The following is a 17,829-nucleotide window of genomic DNA, read 5'->3' on the forward strand; positions in this document are numbered from 1 at the left end:
TGTGTCGCTCCTTGATTCAATGGAGCCGCCACAATTCGCTACCAAACGGATGGTGACGGCTGTACGTAGGTTGGTAGACCGGGAATCAAGGAAACCGGCGCGCACGAGTGCGCCCTACGCACAGCCGCCATGACACGAGACAGCCAGGCACTAAAAAGCGCCAGCTGAAACGCAGAGCGGGCGCTTGTGCGCCTTGATTGATCGCGGGCTACCAAACCCGGCTGCTGGATTGACAGCAGCGCGCACAGGTTACCGGCCCAGGGCAGGCGATTCAAGGCGCGATTCCGGCAGGGGGCCGCTGCGCGGCCCATCGCAGGCCTCCAACGCAGTCTTGAGCACGGCGCTCAGGTGCCGCCGCTGGCTCTTCTCATGCTCGAGCAACACCACCCGGCGTACCAGCTGCGGCTCGCCGAACGGCAGGCGGATGGCCGGGGGCAGGCGTTCGAGGTCATCGTCGGCCATGGGGATGATCGCTACCCCAAGCCCCATGGCCGCCATGCGCGCGAGCGCCTCCTGGCTGTCCAGCTCCATCTGTTCGTGCACTTGCAAGTGCTGGCGGCGCAGCTCCTGTTCGATCTGCCGCCCGGCCCAGGCGCGCTTGTCAAAACGCAAGAACGGCTGGCTGGCGAGCAGCTCGGGCAGGCTTTGGCCAGCAAGCTCGGGGCTGGCGATGGCCCAGAAGCGGTCTTCGAACAGCGGGGTGTGGTTCAGGCTCTGGGGGTAGGGTGGCACTGGCTCGGTGGTGATCGCCGCATCCAGTTCGCCGTCTTCCACGCGCCGGGCCAGCTCAGCTGACATGCCGGAAAAAACGCTGATGTGCAGCTGCGGGTGATGGGCCTTGATCCACACCAGCGCCTTGGGCAGGCGCCGGGCCAGGACTGTGTGGATCGCCCCGAGGCGAAGGCGCCCCCGCAGGCTCGGGCCGCTGGCCAGGGTATCGGCCAGTTCGTCATAGGCGGCCAGGATGCTTTCGGCGCGGGCCACCGCCAACTGCCCGGCCTCGGTCAGTACCACCTGACGCCGGCTGCGGTCGAACAGCGGGACCTGCAGTTCGTCCTCGAGGGTCTTGATGTGCAGGCTCACCGCCGAGGGCGTCAGGCTGAGCAGATCGGCGGCGCGGGCGAAGGTACCGTGGCGGGCGATGGTCACCAGGGTGCGCAGGGCTTTGAGGGACACGCAGGCGGCTCCGGGCTGGAATGAGCGCACGTTACAAGTTCGCAGCCGCGCACGGCAAGGGCCGGCTCAGCCTTGGCGCAACGCGGCCACCACCTGCTCGACACTGGCCTTGAGGCCACCGACGGTGTCGTCCGGGTCGCTGTCGAGCACCAGCAACCGGGCGCCTGCGGCCTTGATCGCCTCGGCCACGGGAGGGGCGGGCTGGCGGTGGTGCAGCACCAGGGCCACGTCCTGGGCCTCGAGGGTGTCGCCCAGGGCCTTGAGGTCGGCCTCGTGCCAGGTGTCCTCGCCCGGCAACGGCAGGTCCACCACGTCCAGGTTCAGGCCGCTGGCCAGGTAACCCAGGCGGTCGGACAAACTCACTACGCTCAGGTTATCGGCCTCGGCCAACTGCGTCTGGGCCTCGGCGGCCAGGCTCAGCAACTGACGCTTGAGACTGGCGAGGTTGGCCTGGATCTTGGCTTTGTCCGCCGGTGACAGGCGCTCCAGGTCATTGGCCATCACGTCGGCCATGCGCCCGAGGTTGGTCGGGTTGAGCCATGGGTAGGCGGTGAAGGCGTCTTCACCTGTGACCGCGATGCCCGGCAGCGCACCATCGACCGGCCGCGCCGCATCGATCTCGACGATACGGATGTTGCTGCGCCGGGCCATGGGGTAGAGCGGGTCGTCGCGCCAGATCGAGCGCACGCCGATCACCGCGTCGGCCTGTTGCGCCGCCTCGTGCAGGCTGGCGCCGCCCCGGCCGCTGAAGTACGACGGCTGGCGAGTGGCAGGCAAGTTAGCCGGTGCTGCGCGCTTGAGCTGCACCGATGTGCCGTCGAGCAGAGCCTGCGCCAGGCTGTGGGTGACCGGTAATGTGGTGAGTACTTCGGTGCTGTAGGAGAGCGTGGGCACGCCGGCCAGGGCGAGGGCCAGCGTCAGGTGCTTGAGGGAGAGGGTCATGCCGGGTTTCCTTGCAGGCGGGGGACGAGGGCGCGGGCTAGGGCCGCGAGGGCGAAGCACGCGCCGGCCACCAGGATGATCGCCGCGCCCGAGGGCACAGGCAGGTCGAAGACGATCGGCAGCAGGATGCCGAGCAGGGTGCTCAGGGTGGCGATGATCACCGACAGGAAGAAAAACCCCTTGAGCGACTGGCTGACCAGCCGGGCCGCCGCCGCTGGAATCACCAACAGGGCGCCCACCAGGATCGCCCCGATCACCTTCACCGAGGCCACGGTGACCAGCGTCACCAGCACCACGAACAGGTAGTCCAGGGTCTTGACCGCCACCCCACGCACCGCCGCCAGTTGCGGGTTGAAGCTGGCCAGCATGATGCGGTTGTACAGTGGCAGGGCTAGGGCCAGCACCAGGAGCGCGACGATGCCCAGCACCACCAGGTCCTGGGCGCTGACGGTGAGCACCGAGCCGAACAGTACGTTCTCCAGAATGTGTACGTTGATCTTGCCGGCCAGCATCAGCAGCAAGCTCGCGCCCAGCGCCAGGGACACCGAGAGAAACACGCCGATCAACGTGTCCGGCGAGAGCCCGGTGCGGTTGCGCAAGAAATTGAGCAGCAGGCCAAACAGCAGGCAGTAGCCGAACAGGCTGCCGTAGGGCCCGGTGTAGGGCTCGCCCAGCAGGATGCCGATGGCCACGCCAGTGAGCGCCGCGTGGCCGACCGCCTCGGAAAAGAAGGCAAAGCGCTTGACCACCACCAGGGTGCCCAGCCCGCCCAGCACCGGGCCGATCATCAGGCCTGCGAGCAGGGCGTTGATCACGAACCCGTAGGCCAGGGCCTCGGGCAGGTAGCCAGCGGTGGCCCAGGCCTGGACCAGCTGGCGGAAGGCGTCATAGCTCATCAGGCAAGGCTCCCGCTGCGAGGGTGAACGCTGAACAGGCCAAGCAGGCGCTCGGGTGTGAGGGCCTGGGCGGGTGGGGCGTCGAACAGCACCTGGCGGTTCAGACCGGTGACCCGGTCGGCCAGGCGCAACACGGCTTCAAGGTCGTGCTCGATCCACAGCACCGTGGTGCCAGCTTGGCGCCAGGTCGTGAGCAATTGCTCGAACACTTGGATCCCGGCTTCGTCCAGGGCCGACATGGGTTCGTCGAGCACCAGCAGCTGAGGTTCGGGGATCAGCCCTTGGGCCAGCAGCACGCGCTGGCGTTCGCCCCCGGAGAGGGCGCCCATGCGCCGTTTGCGTTTATCGAGCATGCCGACCCGCGCCAGGGCCGCGTCGATGGCTGGCCGCACGCGACCGGCCAGGCCCAGGAAGGCCGGGCGACGCTGGCACAGGGCGGCCATGAAATCGTCGACGGTCATCGGCAGGCCCCGGTCGAACTCCAGGGCCTGGGGCACATAGCCGATCACTTCGCGCTCGGTCGGCCAGTGCAGGGTCAGCTGGCCCTGGTGCGGCATCTGCCCAAGCAATGTCTTGATCAACGAACTCTTGCCGCCGCCATTGGGGCCGACGATGGCATGCACGCTGCCGGCGGCGACGCTGAAGGCCACGTTTTCGAGAATGCGCGTACGCCCCAGGGTCAGGTCGATGCCGGCGAACTCGATGCGCGGCCCGCAGGCGGTGCCGAGGTGGGCGGCTGCGGTCATGTGCGGGTCTCCTGGATGGCGCGTACCACGGTGTCCAGGTTGCGCTTCATCTCCACCTCGTACTTGTCCTGGGTGTACTCGCCGTAGGAGATGTGGGTCAGCGGGTAGATGCGCACGCCCGCTTCGCGCTGGATGGTGTCGACATAGGCTGACGGGAAGTCCATCTCCGAGAAGATCACCTGCACATCCAGGGCCTTGAGCTGGTCGATGGTCTTCTTGAGCTGCGCAGGGCTCGGCTCGATGCCATGGGCCGGCTCGACCACGGCGGTGACTTCCAGACCGAAGTCGCGCACCAGGTAGTCGTAGGCGGCGTGGATGGTGGCCACGCGCAAGGTGGCGTCCGGTGCCTGGGTGACCTGGGCCAGGGCCTCGGCACGCATCGTGCGCAGGCGCTTGGCGTAGGCGCGGGCGTTCTGGGTGTAGGCCTTGGCGTTGTCCGGGTCGAGCTTGCCCAGCTCGCGGGCGATGTTGTTGACCTGGGCGATGGTCGCGCTGATCGACAGGAAGGTGTGCGGGTTGACCACCTTGCCCGCGCCCCGGGCGGCGATGCCGGTGGCGGCCAGCAGCGGCACGTTGGCGTTGGACTCGATGGTCTTGATGTCGGGCTTTTCGCTGGCGGCGATCATGCGGTCGGCAAAGTCATCGTGGCCCACACCGTTGAGCACGATCACATCCAGCGTGCCGATGCGCTTGATGTCTTCGGCCCGCGGCTCGTAGGCATGGGGGTTGAAGCCTGCCGGAATCAGCGGCACCACCTCGGCCTTGTCGCCGACGATATTGGTCACATAGCTGTAGTAGGGGTGCAGGGTGATGCCGATGCGCAGGGGCTTGCCGTTGTCGGCCTGGGCCAGGGCCGGCAAGGCGCAAGCCAACAGCAGGGTGAGGACGAAGCGGAGCATGGGGGAATCCTTCGGTTCAGTGGCGGTGTTGGCGGGTGACCCCGGCGTCGTAGTGGCTGACCACCTGTTGCCAGCCGGCGGCGATCAGCGCGGTCTGGCCCAGGTCGTCCGGGGCCAGGCCGCTGCGGTCGCGGCGTAGCCAGACTTCCGGCTGTTCGCTGTCGTTTGCAGGCAGGATCAGCAGCAAGCTGCCTGCCACCTGGGCGTCCTCGCTGCGGCCCAGATAGGCCCCGCTGGGCAGCCGCTGCCAGTGGTGAGCACCGCGGCGCTGGCTGCTGGCGTCGGTCACGAAGGGCGGCAGGCCTTCCTCGGCGAGAGCTGCCACGTCCGGGGGCTGGCCGCTTTCCTCGCGCAGCAGCGCGATCTCCTCGACCGCTACCCACAGGTCGGTGTACAGGCCTTGCTCGGCGGCGGTGAGGTCGCGGCGGGCATCGATCTGGTGGGCAGCGATGGCCACTTCGTCTTCGCGCTCACCGCGCAGCACCACCACCGTGGTGGCGAGGGCGATGGTCAGCAGGGCGGTGAGCAGCACGTACAAGGTCTCGTGCCCGGCGCCGGCCGGGCGTACCACCTGGGCCCGGCTCATGGCGCGCCTATGTCGGCATGGTCGACTTCCACCACATGGCCAGGGCCTGCGTCGAACAGCACATAGAACTCACCCTCGGGGCGCTTGAAGGTCAGGGTGGAGTCTTCGCCGAGCTTGCTGGCCAGCAGCACCTGTTCGTCATAGCCGATCACGTCCAGGGTCACCCCCGGTGCGCCGCTACCGTCGGAGAACCCGCCTTTGCAGGTGATCTGGTCGGCGGATTCGGTGCATTCGCACATGGGGTTATGGGCCTGCGCAGGCAGCGCGATACCCAGCAGCAGGGGCAGGGCGAGGGCGCCCATCCAGTGTTTCATTGCTTGCCTCCTTGTTTCTGAAGCCACGCCACGGTGGCCGGCGATGCCTTGGCCAGGGGAATCGAGGCCTGGTGCATCTGCCCGTCCCAGCCTTCGAAGGTGAGCCACAGCTCGGCGTCGGGCCGGGTCTTTTGCGGAATGTTGACCTCGCCGGTCATGCGATAAGGCGTGCCGACGAACAGCGCGCCGGCTGCCCGCAGGCTGCGCGGTTTGCCCACGCGCAGGTACACCGCCTTGATGTCGCTGCACTGCTCGCACAGGGCGATCTTGAACTGCTTGAAGTAGCCCGCCGGGCCGTCGGAGCGCGGCGCCTCGTCGAAGCGCTCGGCCAGGCGCACGCTCCACGGGCCGGCGTTCAGTTCGCCCAATTCACGTTCGCCCAGGCCGATTTCGCCACGGTCCATCGAGGCTTCATGCAAGTACTTGGGCATCAGCCCGAGGGGAATCAGCACCAGCAGGATGTTCAGGTGAAATCGCCACTTCAGCCAGAAACGTTTGACCGGCGACTGGGGTGGGGTGTGCTTGCTCATAGGCTGGCCTCCGACGCGGTCGCCGCGCGTGCCCGGGGCTGGCGCTTGAGTGCGGCGGCGGTGGCCTGGGCGGTGCGCTTGGTCCAGATCAACAGGCCGCTGAGCACCATCAAGGTCAGCATCAGGCCGAAGAAGGCCCAGATCAGCTTGACCCAGATCCCGCCGAAATCACCGGTGTGAAGCGGGCGCATGGACTCGGTGACGAACTCCAGGGCCGAGCGGTCCGAAACCATGAACGAGGCCTCGACCTTGCTGTTGTAGGGGTTGACGTTGACTGTCTCGAACATCAGCGGATACCAGCCGCGCCCGCCCATGTAGTAATGGCTGTAGGCGTTGCCCGGCAGGGTAATGAAGGTCACCTCGAAGCCTGGGAAGCGCTCGGTGGCGGCGCGCTCGGCCTCGTCCAGGCTGATCGGCGTGGGCGCCTGGCCGTCGGCGGTGCGCGGCACGTCTTCGCGGGCGATGGCCGGCACGATCGGCTCGCTGGAAATCGTCACGTGGTTATCGGCCAGCGTCGCCTGGATCAGGAACCAGGTGCCGGTGATGGAGATGGTGGCGATGAACCAGATCGACCAGACCCCGCTCAGGCGGTGCAGGTCGCCCCAGAAGATCCGCGAGCCATGGCCCAGGCGTGGCAGCTTGAAAAAGCCTTTCCAGAAGCGCTTGTACACCACCAGCCCGGTGACCAGCGAGGCGAGCAGCGGCAGCCCCAGCAAGGACACCAGGTACCAGCCCCAGCTGTAGCCGTTGGTGAACGGCACCAGCCACCAGCCGTGCAGTGCCCGGGTGAAGGCTTCGAAATCGAAGGTCGGGCTCTTGCCCTGGATCGCTCCGGTGTAGGGGTTGACGTACAGGATCGGTGACGTGCCGTCGGGGTAGGTGACGCTGGCGGTGAGGGCGAAGTGCGCCTCGCCCGGCTTGCTGATGTAGTTCACCGCGATGGCCGGGTCGGCGCGGTGGATCGCGTCGAGCACCTGCTGGTAGCTGAGCGGCTGGGCGTCATCGTGGGGCTTGCTGGCGCGCACGTCTGGGTTGGCTAGCCAGACGATTTCTTGGCTAAGCACGGCCAGGGTGCCGGTCACGCAGACGATCAACACGAAGAACCAGATGGGCAACGCCAGCCAGCTGTGCACCAGGAACCAGGTTTTGGAGCGGGACTTTTTCGACATGAGTACCGGTCTTGTTGGGCAAATGAGCCACGACATCGCGCAACGGCCCAGAGGCGGGCTTTTCGCGACTGAATCGCATTCGTTTCTATATGTGACGAATGAGCGCCAAAAACCTGCGGGGCAAAATGCAAAAAAATATTTCAAAGCCTCTGGGCCGCGGCGTTGCGCCGAGCCTAAATCCGCCGAATTGAGTTTCGTTCCTAACTGCATGCGAGTGCCCCGGCACTACGAATGAACTTTTAGGAAGACGCCCAGCATGAAACCTGAAGACGCCGAGAAGCTTGCCCGTCGCTTTATCGCCCTGCCGTTGGACAAGCGGCGCCTGTTTCTTCAGGCCTTGGCGCGAGAAGGGGTGGAGTTCTCGCTGTTGCCCATTCCTGCGCAGGTCGAGGGCATCGCCTGCGCGCAGCCGTCCTACGCCCAGCAGCGCATGGGGCTGTTGTGGCTGCTCGACCCAGAGGGCGCAGCCTACAACCTGCCCGGAGCGGTGCGCCTGCAGGGCGTGCTGGACCTGGACGCACTGAGCGCGGCCTTCGAGGCGCTGGTGGCGCGGCATGAGCCGCTGCGCACGCTGTTCCGCCTGGAGGAGGGCATCTGGTATCCCCGCGTGCAGGCGCCTGGGCCACTGGCGCTGGAGCGCCACGATCTTGCAGGTTGTGCCGAGCGCGAGCAGCGCTTGCAGGACATCGCCCAGCAGCAGGCGGGCCAGCCGTTCGACCTGCAGGAAGGGCCGTTGCTGCGGGTATGCCTGGTGCGCCTGGCCGAGGACGAGCACGTGCTGTTGCTCACCTTGCACCACATCGTCGCCGATGGCTGGTCGATGAATGTGCTGATCGACGAATTCAGCCGCCTGTACGCCCAGTGCGTGGCGGGCCAGGCACCCCAGTTGCCGCCGCTGCCGATCCAGTACGCCGACTACGCCCTGTGGCAGCGAAGCTGGCTGGAGGCGGGCGAGTTGCAGCGCCAGCTCGACTATTGGACGGCCCAGCTGGGCGATGAACAGCCGGTGTTGGAATTGCCGACCGATTTTCCCCGGCCAGCCGCACCGAGTTATCGCGGCGTGCGCCTGGAGTTCGCCATCGACCCTGCGTTGGCCACGGGCCTGCGCACACTGGCCCAGCAGCAAGGCGTGACCTTGTTCATGGTGCTGCTGGCCTCGTTCCAGGCCCTGTTGCACCGCTACACCGGCCAGCAGGACATCCGTGTTGGCGTGCCGGTCGCCGGGCGCGGCAAGGCCGAGACCGAAGGGTTGATCGGCTTGTTCGTCAACACCCAGGTGCTGCGTGCCCAGCCGCGTGGGGATCAGCCGTTCAGCGCGCTGCTGGCTGAAGTCCGTACGGCAGTGTTGGGCGCCCAGGCGCACCAGGAGCTGCCGTTCGAGCGTCTGGTCAACGCTCTTGAGCCTTCGCGCGATGCCGCCCATTCGCCGCTGTTCCAGGTGCTCTACAACCATCAGCCCGTGGTCGCCGACCTCAAGCAGTTGCACATCGCCGACGGGCTCAAGGCCTCGCGCCTGGAGCTGGGTGGGCGTACCACCCAGTTCGACCTGGCCCTGGACACGCTGGAAAAGTCTGGCGCCCTGCACGCAGCCTTGACCTACGCCTGCGACCTGTTCGAGCAGGCCAGCATCGAGCGCTTGCGCGAGCACTGGCTGAACCTGCTGCAGGGCATCGTCGAGGCGCCGGATGCACGCCTGGGCGACCTGCCGCTGCTGGGGCATGCCGAACGCGAGCGTCTGCTGCACGGCTGGAACGCCACCGCCGAGCACTACGAAGGCGGCCCCTGTGTGCAGCGCCTGATCGAGGCGCAGGCCCTGCGCACGCCGGATGCCCCGGCCTTGGTGTTCGGCAGTACGCAGTTGAGCTATGCCGAACTGAACGCCCGAGCCAACCGCCTGGCCCATCGCCTGATCGAGGCAGGCGTCGGCCCTGAGGTGCTGGTGGGCATTGCCCTTGAGCGTTCGCTGGAGATGGTGGTCGGCCTGCTGGCAATCCTCAAGGCCGGCGGTGCCTACGTGCCGCTGGACCCGGATTACCCCGCCGAACGCCTGGCCTACATGCTCGAAGACAGCGGTGTGAACCTGCTGTTGACCCAGACCGCGCTGCGGACACGCCTGCCGCTGAACGCCGATCTGCGCATCCTGTGCCTGGACGGTGCCGTCGCCGACTGCGCCGGGTATCCGCACAGCGATCCCGCCTGCCAGGTCAGTGGCCACAACCTGGCCTATGTGATCTACACCTCCGGCTCCACCGGCCGCCCCAAAGGCGCTGGCAATAGCCATCAGGCGTTGTTCAACCGCCTGGCCTGGATGCAACAAGCCTATGGGCTGCAGGCGTGCGACAGCGTGTTGCAGAAAACGCCGTTCAGCTTCGATGTGTCGGTGTGGGAGTTCTTCTGGCCGCTGATGGTCGGTGCGCGCCTGGTGGTGGCCCAGCCCGGTGCCCATCGCGACCCGGCACAACTGATCCAGATCATCACCGAGCAGGGCATCACCACCTTGCACTTCGTGCCCTCGATGCTCCAGGCCTTCATCCATGAGCCGGGCGTCCAGGCCTGCACCAGCCTGCGACGCATTGTCTGCAGCGGCGAGGCCCTGCCGGCCGAAGCCCAGACCCAGGTGTTCGCCCGTTTGCCTGGGGCGGGCCTGTACAACCTCTACGGCCCGACCGAAGCCGCCATCGACGTGACCCACTGGGCCTGCATCGAGGATGGCCGCCACAGTGTGCCGATCGGCCGGCCCATCGCCAACCTGCGCACCCACATCCTCGATGCCGAACTCAACCCGGTGCCGGTTGGCGCTGCCGGTGAGCTGTACCTGGGCGGCGTGGGCCTTGCGCGTGGTTACCACCGCCGCCCGGCGCTGACCGCCGAGCGCTTCGTGGCCGACCCATTCGGCGCCGGTGAGCGTCTGTACCGCACCGGCGATCTGGCGCGTTACCGCGAAGATGGCGTGATCGACTACCTGGGGCGCCTGGATCATCAGGTGAAGATCCGTGGCCTGCGCATCGAACTGGGCGAGATCGAGGCCGGCCTGATGGCTCACCCGGCGGTCAAGGAAGCGGTGGTGCTGGCCCAGGACAACAAGCTTTTGGTCGCCTACCTAGTGCCGTCGGCGCCGGTGGCCGACAGCGGCGCGCTCCAGGTGCAACTGCGAGCCCATCTGCAACTGAGCCTGCCGGTGTTCATGGTGCCGGAGTGCTTCATGCTCCTGGAGCGTCTGCCGGTCACTGCCAACGGCAAGCTCGACCGCAAGGCCTTGCCACGCGCCGGAGCCGCGCGCCAGCAGCACGAGGCGCCGCACAGCGATCGCCAGCGCGCCTTGGCGCAGATCTGGCAGCCGTTGCTGGGCGTCGAGGCGGTCGGGCTGGACGATAACTTCTTCGCCCTGGGCGGCGATTCGATCATCGCCATCCAGGTGGTCAGCCGCGCCCGTCAGGCCGGCCTGCGCCTGAGCCCCGCCGATGTGTTCAAGCACCAGACCCTGCGCGAGCTGGCCGAAGCCGTGGAGCGGGCGCCGCTGGTGCAGATCGAGCAAGGGCCGCTGCAGGGCGAGGTGGCGTTGACGCCCATCCAGCATTGGTTCTTCGAGCAGACGATTCCGACGCGCGAGCATTGGAACCAAGGCCTGCTGCTGACCCCGCGCGAGCCGCTGCAGCCCGAGCGTCTGGAGGCGGCCCTGGAGCGCCTGGTCCAGCAACACGACGCCTTGCGCCTGCGCTATCGCCACACATTGACCGGCTGGCAGCAAACCCACGCCGAGGCGGCGCCTGTGCAGCTGTGGCATCGTCAGGCTGCGTCGGCCCAGGCCTTGCGCGCCCTGTGCGACCAGGCCCAGGCCAGCCTGGACCTCGCCGACGGCCCACTGCTGCGTGCGCTCTTGGTGCAGATGGCCGACGGCAGCCAACGTTTGTTGCTGGTGGCCCATCACCTGGTGGTGGATGGGGTGTCCTGGCGCGTGCTGCTGGAGGACCTGCAACAGGCCTACCGTCAGCAGGCCTTGCCGGCCAAGACCAGCGGCTACCAGCACTGGGCTGCACGTTTGGGCGATTACCTGCCACGAGCTCGTCAGCAATTGCCGTTCTGGCTGGCGCAGCGCGCCAGCGCGCCACTGCCGCACGACAACCCGAATGGGCGCAGGGTCAATGCCAGCGCGGCCGTGCTGACCTGGCGCCTGAGCGCCGAGCGCACCCGCCAATTGCTGCAGCGCGCAGGCCAGGCCTACCGCACCCAGGTCAACGACCTGCTGTTGACCGCCCTGGCCCAGGCCGTGGCTGACTGGAGCGCTCAGGCGGACTGCCAGGTACTGCTCGAAGGTCACGGTCGCGAGGCGCTGTTCGACGACATCGATCTGAGCCGCACCGTGGGCTGGTTCACCAGCCTGTTCCCAGTGCGCCTGAAGGCTGCGCCGACGCCGGGCGAGGCGATCAAGGCGATCAAGGAGCAGTTGCGCGCGGTGCCGGACAAGGGCGTCGGCTATGGCGTGCTGCGCTACCTGGATGCCGAGGCCGGCGCACAGCTGGCCGCCCAGGCGCAGGCGGGCATCCTGTTCAACTACTTGGGCCAGTTCGACCAGCAGTTCGGTGACGACGCCTTGTTCGCCCCGGCCATCGAAGGCAGCGGCCAGGCCCAGGATCCTATGGCGCCGCTGGCCAGCGCCTTGAGCTTGGAAGGGCAGGTGTACCAGGGCCAGCTGGTGCTGGAGTGGCGCTACTGCCGCGAAAGCTTCGCCACCGCCACCCTCGAGCGTCTGGCCGAGGGCTTCGGCCAGGCCCTCGAAGCGTTGCTTGACCATTGCCTGGCCCCCGGCACCCTCGGCGTGACACCTTCGGACTTCCCTTTGGCGCGGCTGAACCAGGCACAACTCGATGGCCTGGCCTTGGACTGGGCTCACGTCGAGGATGTGCTGCCGCTTTCGCCCTTGCAGCAGGGCATGCTGTTCCACAGCCTCTACGCGCCCGAGACCGGCGCCTACATCAATCAGTTGCAGGTGTGCATCGACGGCCTGGACGTGGCGCGCTTCGCCGCCAGTTGGCAGGCCGTGCTCGCACGCCACGACGTGCTGCGCAGCCAGTATCACTGGGAGGCCCTCGCGCAGCCGGTGCAGTCGATCGCCCGCGAGGTGGCACTGCCACTACAGGTGCTGCCGGGCGAAGGCGCGGATATCCAGCGCATTGCCGATCAGGAGCGCACCCGCGCCTTCGCCCTGGACCGCGCTCCCTTGCTGCGCCTGGTGCTGGTGCACCTGGGCGGCGAGCGCTACCAGTTGATCTACACCAGCCACCACATCCTCATGGACGGCTGGAGCAACGCCCAACTGCTGGGCGAGGTGTTGCAACGCTATGCAGGCGGCCAACCGCCCGCCAGTGCGGGCAAGTACGCCGATTACCTGGCCTGGCTGCAACGGCGCGACCCGGCCTTGGACGAGGTCTTCTGGCGCGGCCAGCTCCAGGGGCTCGAAGCACCGACCCTGCTGGGCGAAGCGCTGCCCCGCGAGGCGGGCGAGGAGGGTTTCGGCGAGTTGGTCCACGGCTTGGACGCAGCCTTCAGCCAATGCCTGGCGGCGTTTGCCCGGGCCCAACAGGTGACCGTCAGCGTGGTGTTCCAGGCGGCCTGGGCGTTGCTGCTGCAGCGCTACTGCAACCAGCCATCGGTGGCCTTCGGCGCCACCGTGGCCGGGCGCCCGGCGCAGTTGCCGGGCATCGAGCAGCAGGTCGGGCTGTTCATCAACACCTTGCCGGTGATCTGCGCGCCGCGTGCGACCCAGCGCGTGGCTGCCTGGCTAGGCGAGGTGCAGGCGCTTAACCTGCAACTGCGCGAGCACGAGCACACTTCGCAGGTGGACATCCAGCGCTGGGCCGGCCAGCAGGGGGCCTTGTTCGACAGCCTGCTGGTGTTCGAGAACTTCCCAGTGGCCGAGGCGCTGCGCCAAGGGGCACCGGGCGGCTTGCGGCTCTCGCAGGTCAGCAACGTCGAGCAGACCAGCTATCCGCTGACCCTGGGCATCGAGCAGCACCAGGGCCTGGTACTGACCTTCAGCCACGACCGCACCCGGATCGGCAGTGCACAGGTGGCGCAGCTGCGCGATACCCTGGTGCACCTGCTTGCGCAGTTCGTGGCCGCGCCTGAACAGCCGCTGGCGAGCCTGGGCCTGCTCGATGCCGCGCGCCACGCCGAGCGCCTGGCCCAAGGCGGGCAGCCGCTGCTGACGCTGGACAGCCCGCTGTTGGCGCACCAGCGCTTCGAATGCCAGGCAGCGCTCACGCCACAGGCGCTGGCCCTGATCGCCGGCGAGCAGCGCTGGACCTACGCCCAACTCAATGCCCAGGCCAACCGCCTGGCCCATCGCCTGCGCGCATGCGGCGTGGGCCCTGGCCAGCGCGTGGGGCTGTCGGTGCGACGCGGGCCGATGATGATCGCCAGCCTCTTGGCGGTGCTCAAGGCGGGCGCCGCCTATGTGCCGCTGGACCCCGACTACCCGGCCGAACGCCTGACCTACATGATCGAGGACAGCGCCTTGAGCCTGCTGCTCATGCAACCTGGCCTGCTCCAGGCGCCGGCCGGGCTGCCTTGCCTGCTGCTGGAGGCGGGCGAAGGCTGGCTGGACGACTACAGCCCTGAAAACCCGGTCAACCTGGCCGGCGCCCAGGATCTGGCCTACCTGATCTACACCTCCGGCTCCACCGGTCAGCCCAAGGGGGTGTCGATTGCCCATGCGGCGCTGCGTGAGTTCTGTGTGATCGCCGCCGACTATTCGCAACTGATCCCCGAAGACCGGGTGCTGCAGTTCGCCACCTTCAGCTTCGACGGCTTCGTCGAGCAGTGCTACCCGCCGCTGTGTGTGGGCGCCTGCTTGGTGCTGCGCGGCGATGAGCTGTGGGACACCACGACCCTGTACGAGCAGATCATCGCCCAAGGCATCACCCTGGCCGACCTGCCGGCGGCGTACTGGTTCCTGCTGGCCCAGGAGTGGGCCGCCAGCGCGCCGCGCGATGCCGGGCGCCTGCGCCAGGTGCATGTGGGGGGCGAGGCGATGTCCGCCGAGGGGCTCAAGCTGTGGCACGCGGCCGGGCTGGGGCATGTGCGACTGGTCAACACCTACGGCCCCACCGAGGCTACGGTGGTGTCGAGTACGCACCGCTGCACCTTGGCCGACAGCGCGGGCGCCATTCCGATCGGCCGCGCGTTGCCGGGGCGGGCGCTGCACATCCTGGACGGCCACGGCAACCTAGCCCCGGCAGGTCTGGCGGGCGAGCTGTGCATCGGCGCAGGCGCGGGCCTTGCCCGTGACTACCATGGCCGTGCGGCGCTGACCGCCGAGCGCTTCGTGCCCGACCCGTTCGCCGGCACCCCGGGCCAGCGCTTGTACCGCAGCGGCGATCTGGCGCGGGTGCGCGCCGATGGCGTGGTCGAGTACATCGGCCGGGCCGACCATCAGGTGAAGATCCGTGGTTTCCGGGTCGAGCTGGGCGAGCTGGAAGCGCACCTGCAAGCGTTGCCGATGATCCGCGAAGCAGCGGTGCTGGTGCACGAGGGCGCCACCGGCAAGCAATTGATCGGCTACGCCGTGCCCACCGAGCCTGCGCATTCCAGCGCCGAACTGACCCGCGCCGTGCGCCAGGCGCTCAAGGCCCGCCTGCCGGACTACCTGTTGCCGGCCCAGGTGGTGGCGCTGGCAGCGCTGCCGCTCAACCGCAACGGCAAGCTCGACCGCACGGCCTTGCCCGCGCCCGAGGCCCTGGCGCTCGAGGGTGGCGAGCCGCTGCGCGAAGGCCTGGAGCAGCAGCTCGGGCAGATCTGGCAGCAGGTGCTGGGCCTCGATGGCCTGGGCCGCGAGGACAACTTCTTCGACCTGGGCGGCCACTCCCTGCTGGCCACCCAGATCGTCTCCCAAGTGCGCCGGCAACTGGGGCGCGCAGTGAGCCTGCGGGCGCTGTTCGAGCATCCGCGGCTGTGCGATTTTGCCGAGCAGGTGCGCGCCAGTGCCGATCAGGCCTTGCTCGCCCGCCCGGCCATGGCGCGAGACCCAGGGCCGGGCGAGCAGCCACTGTCGTTCGCCCAGCAGCGCCTGTGGTTCCTCTGGAGCCTGGAGCCGCACAGCTCGATGTACAACATGCCCGGCGCCTTGCGCCTGCGCGGCCCACTGGATCCGGACGCCCTGCGCCGTACCTTCGAAGCCTTGCTGGCGCGCCATGAAGTGCTGCGCAGCACCTACCACGAGGCGCGCGGAAGTACCTGGCAACAGGTGCGTGACGACCTGCCGCTGGCGCTGCGTTACCGCGACTTGCGTGGCCTGGCCGATGCCGAGGCCAGTGCCCAGGCGCTGGCCCGCGAGGAAGTCGCGCAGCCGTTCGATCTGGCCAATGGCCCACTGCTGCGTGTGCAGGTGCTGCAACTGGCCGATCAGGACCATGTGCTGCTCATGACCTTGCACCACATCGTCGCCGACGACGGCTCGTTCCGTGTGCTGATCGACGAGTTCGTCAGCCTCTACAGCGCATTCGCGGCAGGCGAGCAGCCGACCCTGCCAGGGCTGAACCTGCAATACGCCGACTTCGCCCGCTGGCAGCGCCAGTGGCTGGAGCAGGGCGGCGAACTGCAACGCCAACTCGCCTGGTGGCAGGCCCATCTGGGCGAGCATCACCCGGTGCTGGAGCTGCCGCCGGACCCGACTGCCGAACCCGGCGAAGTTGGGCAGGGCGCGACCTGCCACTTCACCTTCGACCGCGCCCAGAGCGCGGCCTTGCGCCGGTTCGCACGGCAACGCCAGCAGTCGCTGTTCAGCGTGCTGCTGGCCGCGTTCAACGTGGTGCTGCAACAGCGCACTGGGCAGGCCCGCCTGCGCATCGGCACCGACATCGCCAACCGCAACCATGCCGAGCTCGAGCGCATGGTTGGCTTCTTCGTCAACCAGTTGGTGTTGCAGGTGGAGCTTGTGCCGGTGATGACTGCCGATCAGCTGCTGACCCTGTGCAGCCGAACGCTGATCGAGGCATCCGAGCACCAAGACCTGCCGTTCGAGCGCCTGGTCGAGGCCCTGCGCCTGCCCCGGCGCAACGGCCGCTCGCCGCTGTTCTCGATCAAGCTGATCCACCAGGAAGGCGTGGGGCGCCTGCCGTCGATGGGGGCGCTGCAGGTCAGTGATTTCCCGTCCGGGCGCCAGGCGGCCGAGCTGGACCTGGTGGCGGCGTTCTACAACGACGACGAGCACCTACACCTGAGCTTCGAGTATCCGGCCGGGCGTTTCGCTCCGGCCACGCTGGAGGCGATGTTCGAGCAGGTCCGGGCGGTGCTCGCGGCGCTGGTCGAGGGCGCTGCCACCCTGGGCGAGCTGTCGGCCCGGGCCGAGCAGGTCTGGCGTGAACACCAGCAGCGCCAGAGCAGCGAACGCGCCGCCCGCCTCAAAGGGCTGCACCCGATCCGCCGGCGTCGCTCCAGTGCCGTCGAATGACCTGATTGTTCAACGACTTTTGCGGCGGCTCGCGACGAGCCGCCATGGTCCAGTTCCAGGAGGCGTCATGTCTGTCACTTCATTGTCCTCTCGCCCCATGCGCGGTGCGCGCAAGCGCATTTCCAGCGACACGTCGAGCCTGGTCAGCTTCCGCCCGTTGTTCGAGGCGGGCTTTCCGCTGCTGTGTACGCCCACCGTGCCAGGGGTCGATCTGGTCGCCTGGGCGGCGCAGAACCGCGCGCTGATCCAGCAGCAATTGCACCAGGGGGCGGCGATCCTGTTCCGCGGCTTCGACGTGGCAGGTATCGATCAATTCAACCAATGTATCGACGCGATTTCCGGCGGCGCCCTGCAGTACCTGTTCCGCGCCTCGCCACGCACCCAGATCACGGGCCAGTTCAACATTTACAGCTCCACCGACTACCCGGCCGGTGAGCGGATCTTCCCGCACAACGAGCACTCCTATTCGCCGGTGTTCCCGCTGCACTTGTACTTCTACTGCGACACCCCCTCCGAGACCGGAGGCCAGACGCCGCTGGGCGATACCCGGCTGATCCTCGACCGCGTCGATCCGCAGGTGCGCGAAGCCTTCGCCCGCAAGGGCATTCTCTATGTGCGCAACTATGGCGACGGCATGGGCTTGCCGTGGCAGACCGTGTTCCAGAGCGAGGTGCGCAGCGAAGTGGAAGCCTACTGCGCGCAAATCGGGGTAGAGGCCGAGTGGAAACCAGGCAACCGCCTGCGCACCCGTCAGCGCGGCCCGGCCATCGTCCGCCACCCGCAGACCGGCGAGCGCATCTGGTTCAACCACGCCACCTTCTTCAATGCCCTGACCCTGCCTGACAGCATCCGCGACAACCTGCTGCGCGAGTTCGGCCCGCTGGACTTGCCGCAGAACACGTTCTTTGGCGATGGCACGCCGATCGGCGATGACGTGGTGCGCCACCTGCAACAGATCTACCGCGACGTGATGGTCGAGTTCGACTGGCAGAAGGGCGACGTGGTGCTGCTGGACAACATCCTCACCGTGCATGCGCGCAACGCCTTCACGGGCCGTCGAAAAATTCTCACCGCCATGGCGATCGCGCAGAAAAGCGCCGATCTGGCCCACGATTAAGGAGCT

The 17,829-nt window shown here is 67.7% G+C and carries 11 protein-coding genes; 2 read left to right on the forward strand and 9 right to left on the reverse strand.

Going from position 1 to position 17,829, the window contains the following annotated elements:
* Positions 1-249: 249 nt before the first annotated feature.
* The 9 genes from HMPREF3173_RS01880 to HMPREF3173_RS01920 form a co-directional block, all read right to left on the reverse strand.
* On the reverse strand, positions 250-1,176 hold the full coding sequence (locus HMPREF3173_RS01880) for a LysR family transcriptional regulator (protein ID WP_232095179.1): 927 nt from the start codon (positions 1,174-1,176) through the stop codon (positions 250-252).
* 66 nt (positions 1,177-1,242) lie between these two features.
* A complete protein-coding gene (locus tag HMPREF3173_RS01885; RefSeq protein ID WP_070571310.1) occupies positions 1,243-2,118 on the reverse strand; it encodes a metal ABC transporter substrate-binding protein in 876 nt (291 codons plus the stop codon).
* A complete protein-coding gene (locus HMPREF3173_RS01890) occupies positions 2,115-3,014 on the reverse strand; it encodes a metal ABC transporter permease (protein WP_070571313.1) in 900 nt (299 codons plus the stop codon). Before HMPREF3173_RS01890 ends, HMPREF3173_RS01885 begins: the two co-directional genes overlap by 4 nt.
* On the reverse strand, positions 3,014-3,760 hold the full coding sequence (locus HMPREF3173_RS01895) for a metal ABC transporter ATP-binding protein (RefSeq protein ID WP_070571314.1): 747 nt from the start codon (positions 3,758-3,760) through the stop codon (positions 3,014-3,016). The genes HMPREF3173_RS01890 and HMPREF3173_RS01895 overlap by 1 nt, the downstream gene beginning before the upstream one ends.
* Positions 3,757-4,659 carry a metal ABC transporter substrate-binding protein gene (locus HMPREF3173_RS01900; RefSeq protein WP_070571315.1) on the reverse strand — a complete coding sequence of 301 codons (903 nt, stop codon included), beginning with the start codon at positions 4,657-4,659 and terminating at the stop codon, positions 3,757-3,759. Before HMPREF3173_RS01900 ends, HMPREF3173_RS01895 begins: the two co-directional genes overlap by 4 nt.
* Before the next feature lie 16 nt (positions 4,660-4,675).
* Entirely contained in the window at positions 4,676-5,245 is a 570-nt protein-coding gene (locus HMPREF3173_RS01905; RefSeq protein WP_070571316.1) for a DUF6162 family protein, read from the reverse strand.
* The gene (locus tag HMPREF3173_RS01910; RefSeq protein WP_070571317.1) at positions 5,242-5,559 is read right to left on the reverse strand and encodes a hypothetical protein; all 318 of its coding nucleotides are present in this window, start codon (positions 5,557-5,559) and stop codon (positions 5,242-5,244) included. Before HMPREF3173_RS01910 ends, HMPREF3173_RS01905 begins: the two co-directional genes overlap by 4 nt.
* Positions 5,556-6,089, reverse strand: a complete 534-nt coding sequence (locus HMPREF3173_RS01915; RefSeq protein WP_070571318.1) for a thiamine pyrophosphate-binding protein — start codon at positions 6,087-6,089, stop codon at positions 5,556-5,558. Before HMPREF3173_RS01915 ends, HMPREF3173_RS01910 begins: the two co-directional genes overlap by 4 nt.
* Positions 6,086-7,258 (reverse strand): PepSY-associated TM helix domain-containing protein, encoded by a 1,173-nt coding sequence (locus HMPREF3173_RS01920; protein WP_043214078.1) that lies wholly within the window; start codon positions 7,256-7,258, stop codon positions 6,086-6,088. The genes HMPREF3173_RS01915 and HMPREF3173_RS01920 overlap by 4 nt, the downstream gene beginning before the upstream one ends.
* Before the next feature lie 256 nt (positions 7,259-7,514).
* Here HMPREF3173_RS01920 and HMPREF3173_RS01925 point away from each other — a divergent pair, with 256 nt between their 5' ends.
* Together HMPREF3173_RS01925 and HMPREF3173_RS01930 are read left to right on the forward strand one after the other, a co-directional pair.
* Positions 7,515-16,706 carry a non-ribosomal peptide synthetase gene (locus HMPREF3173_RS01925; RefSeq protein WP_070571319.1) on the forward strand — a complete coding sequence of 3,064 codons (9,192 nt, stop codon included), beginning with the start codon at positions 7,515-7,517 and terminating at the stop codon, positions 16,704-16,706.
* Between the two features lie 67 nt (positions 16,707-16,773).
* On the forward strand, positions 16,774-17,823 hold the full coding sequence (locus HMPREF3173_RS01930) for a TauD/TfdA family dioxygenase (protein ID WP_070571320.1): 1,050 nt from the start codon (positions 16,774-16,776) through the stop codon (positions 17,821-17,823).
* Positions 17,824-17,829: the final 6 nt, after the last annotated feature.

This window comes from Pseudomonas sp. HMSC08G10, from assembly GCF_001808425.1.
GTDB classification, from domain to species: Bacteria; Pseudomonadota; Gammaproteobacteria; order Pseudomonadales; family Pseudomonadaceae; genus Aquipseudomonas; species Aquipseudomonas guariconensis.

Bases quoted from the DNA above. Each gene is read 5' to 3' on its own strand.
- HMPREF3173_RS01890 (WP_070571313.1), bottom strand. From the start codon at position 3,014: ATGAGCTATGACGCCTTCCGCCAGCTGGTCCAGGCCTGGGCCACCGCT.
- HMPREF3173_RS01930 (WP_070571320.1), top strand. From the start codon at position 16,774: ATGTCTGTCACTTCATTGTCCTCTCGCCCCATGCGCGGTGCGCGCAAG.
- HMPREF3173_RS01900 (WP_070571315.1), bottom strand. From the start codon at position 4,659: ATGCTCCGCTTCGTCCTCACCCTGCTGTTGGCTTGCGCCTTGCCGGCC.
- HMPREF3173_RS01885 (WP_070571310.1), bottom strand. From the start codon at position 2,118: ATGACCCTCTCCCTCAAGCACCTGACGCTGGCCCTCGCCCTGGCCGGC.
- HMPREF3173_RS01910 (WP_070571317.1), bottom strand. From the start codon at position 5,559: ATGAAACACTGGATGGGCGCCCTCGCCCTGCCCCTGCTGCTGGGTATC.
- HMPREF3173_RS01920 (WP_043214078.1), bottom strand. From the start codon at position 7,258: ATGTCGAAAAAGTCCCGCTCCAAAACCTGGTTCCTGGTGCACAGCTGG.
- HMPREF3173_RS01925 (WP_070571319.1), top strand. From the start codon at position 7,515: ATGAAACCTGAAGACGCCGAGAAGCTTGCCCGTCGCTTTATCGCCCTG.
- HMPREF3173_RS01915 (WP_070571318.1), bottom strand. From the start codon at position 6,089: ATGAGCAAGCACACCCCACCCCAGTCGCCGGTCAAACGTTTCTGGCTG.
- HMPREF3173_RS01905 (WP_070571316.1), bottom strand. From the start codon at position 5,245: ATGAGCCGGGCCCAGGTGGTACGCCCGGCCGGCGCCGGGCACGAGACC.
- HMPREF3173_RS01895 (WP_070571314.1), bottom strand. From the start codon at position 3,760: ATGACCGCAGCCGCCCACCTCGGCACCGCCTGCGGGCCGCGCATCGAG.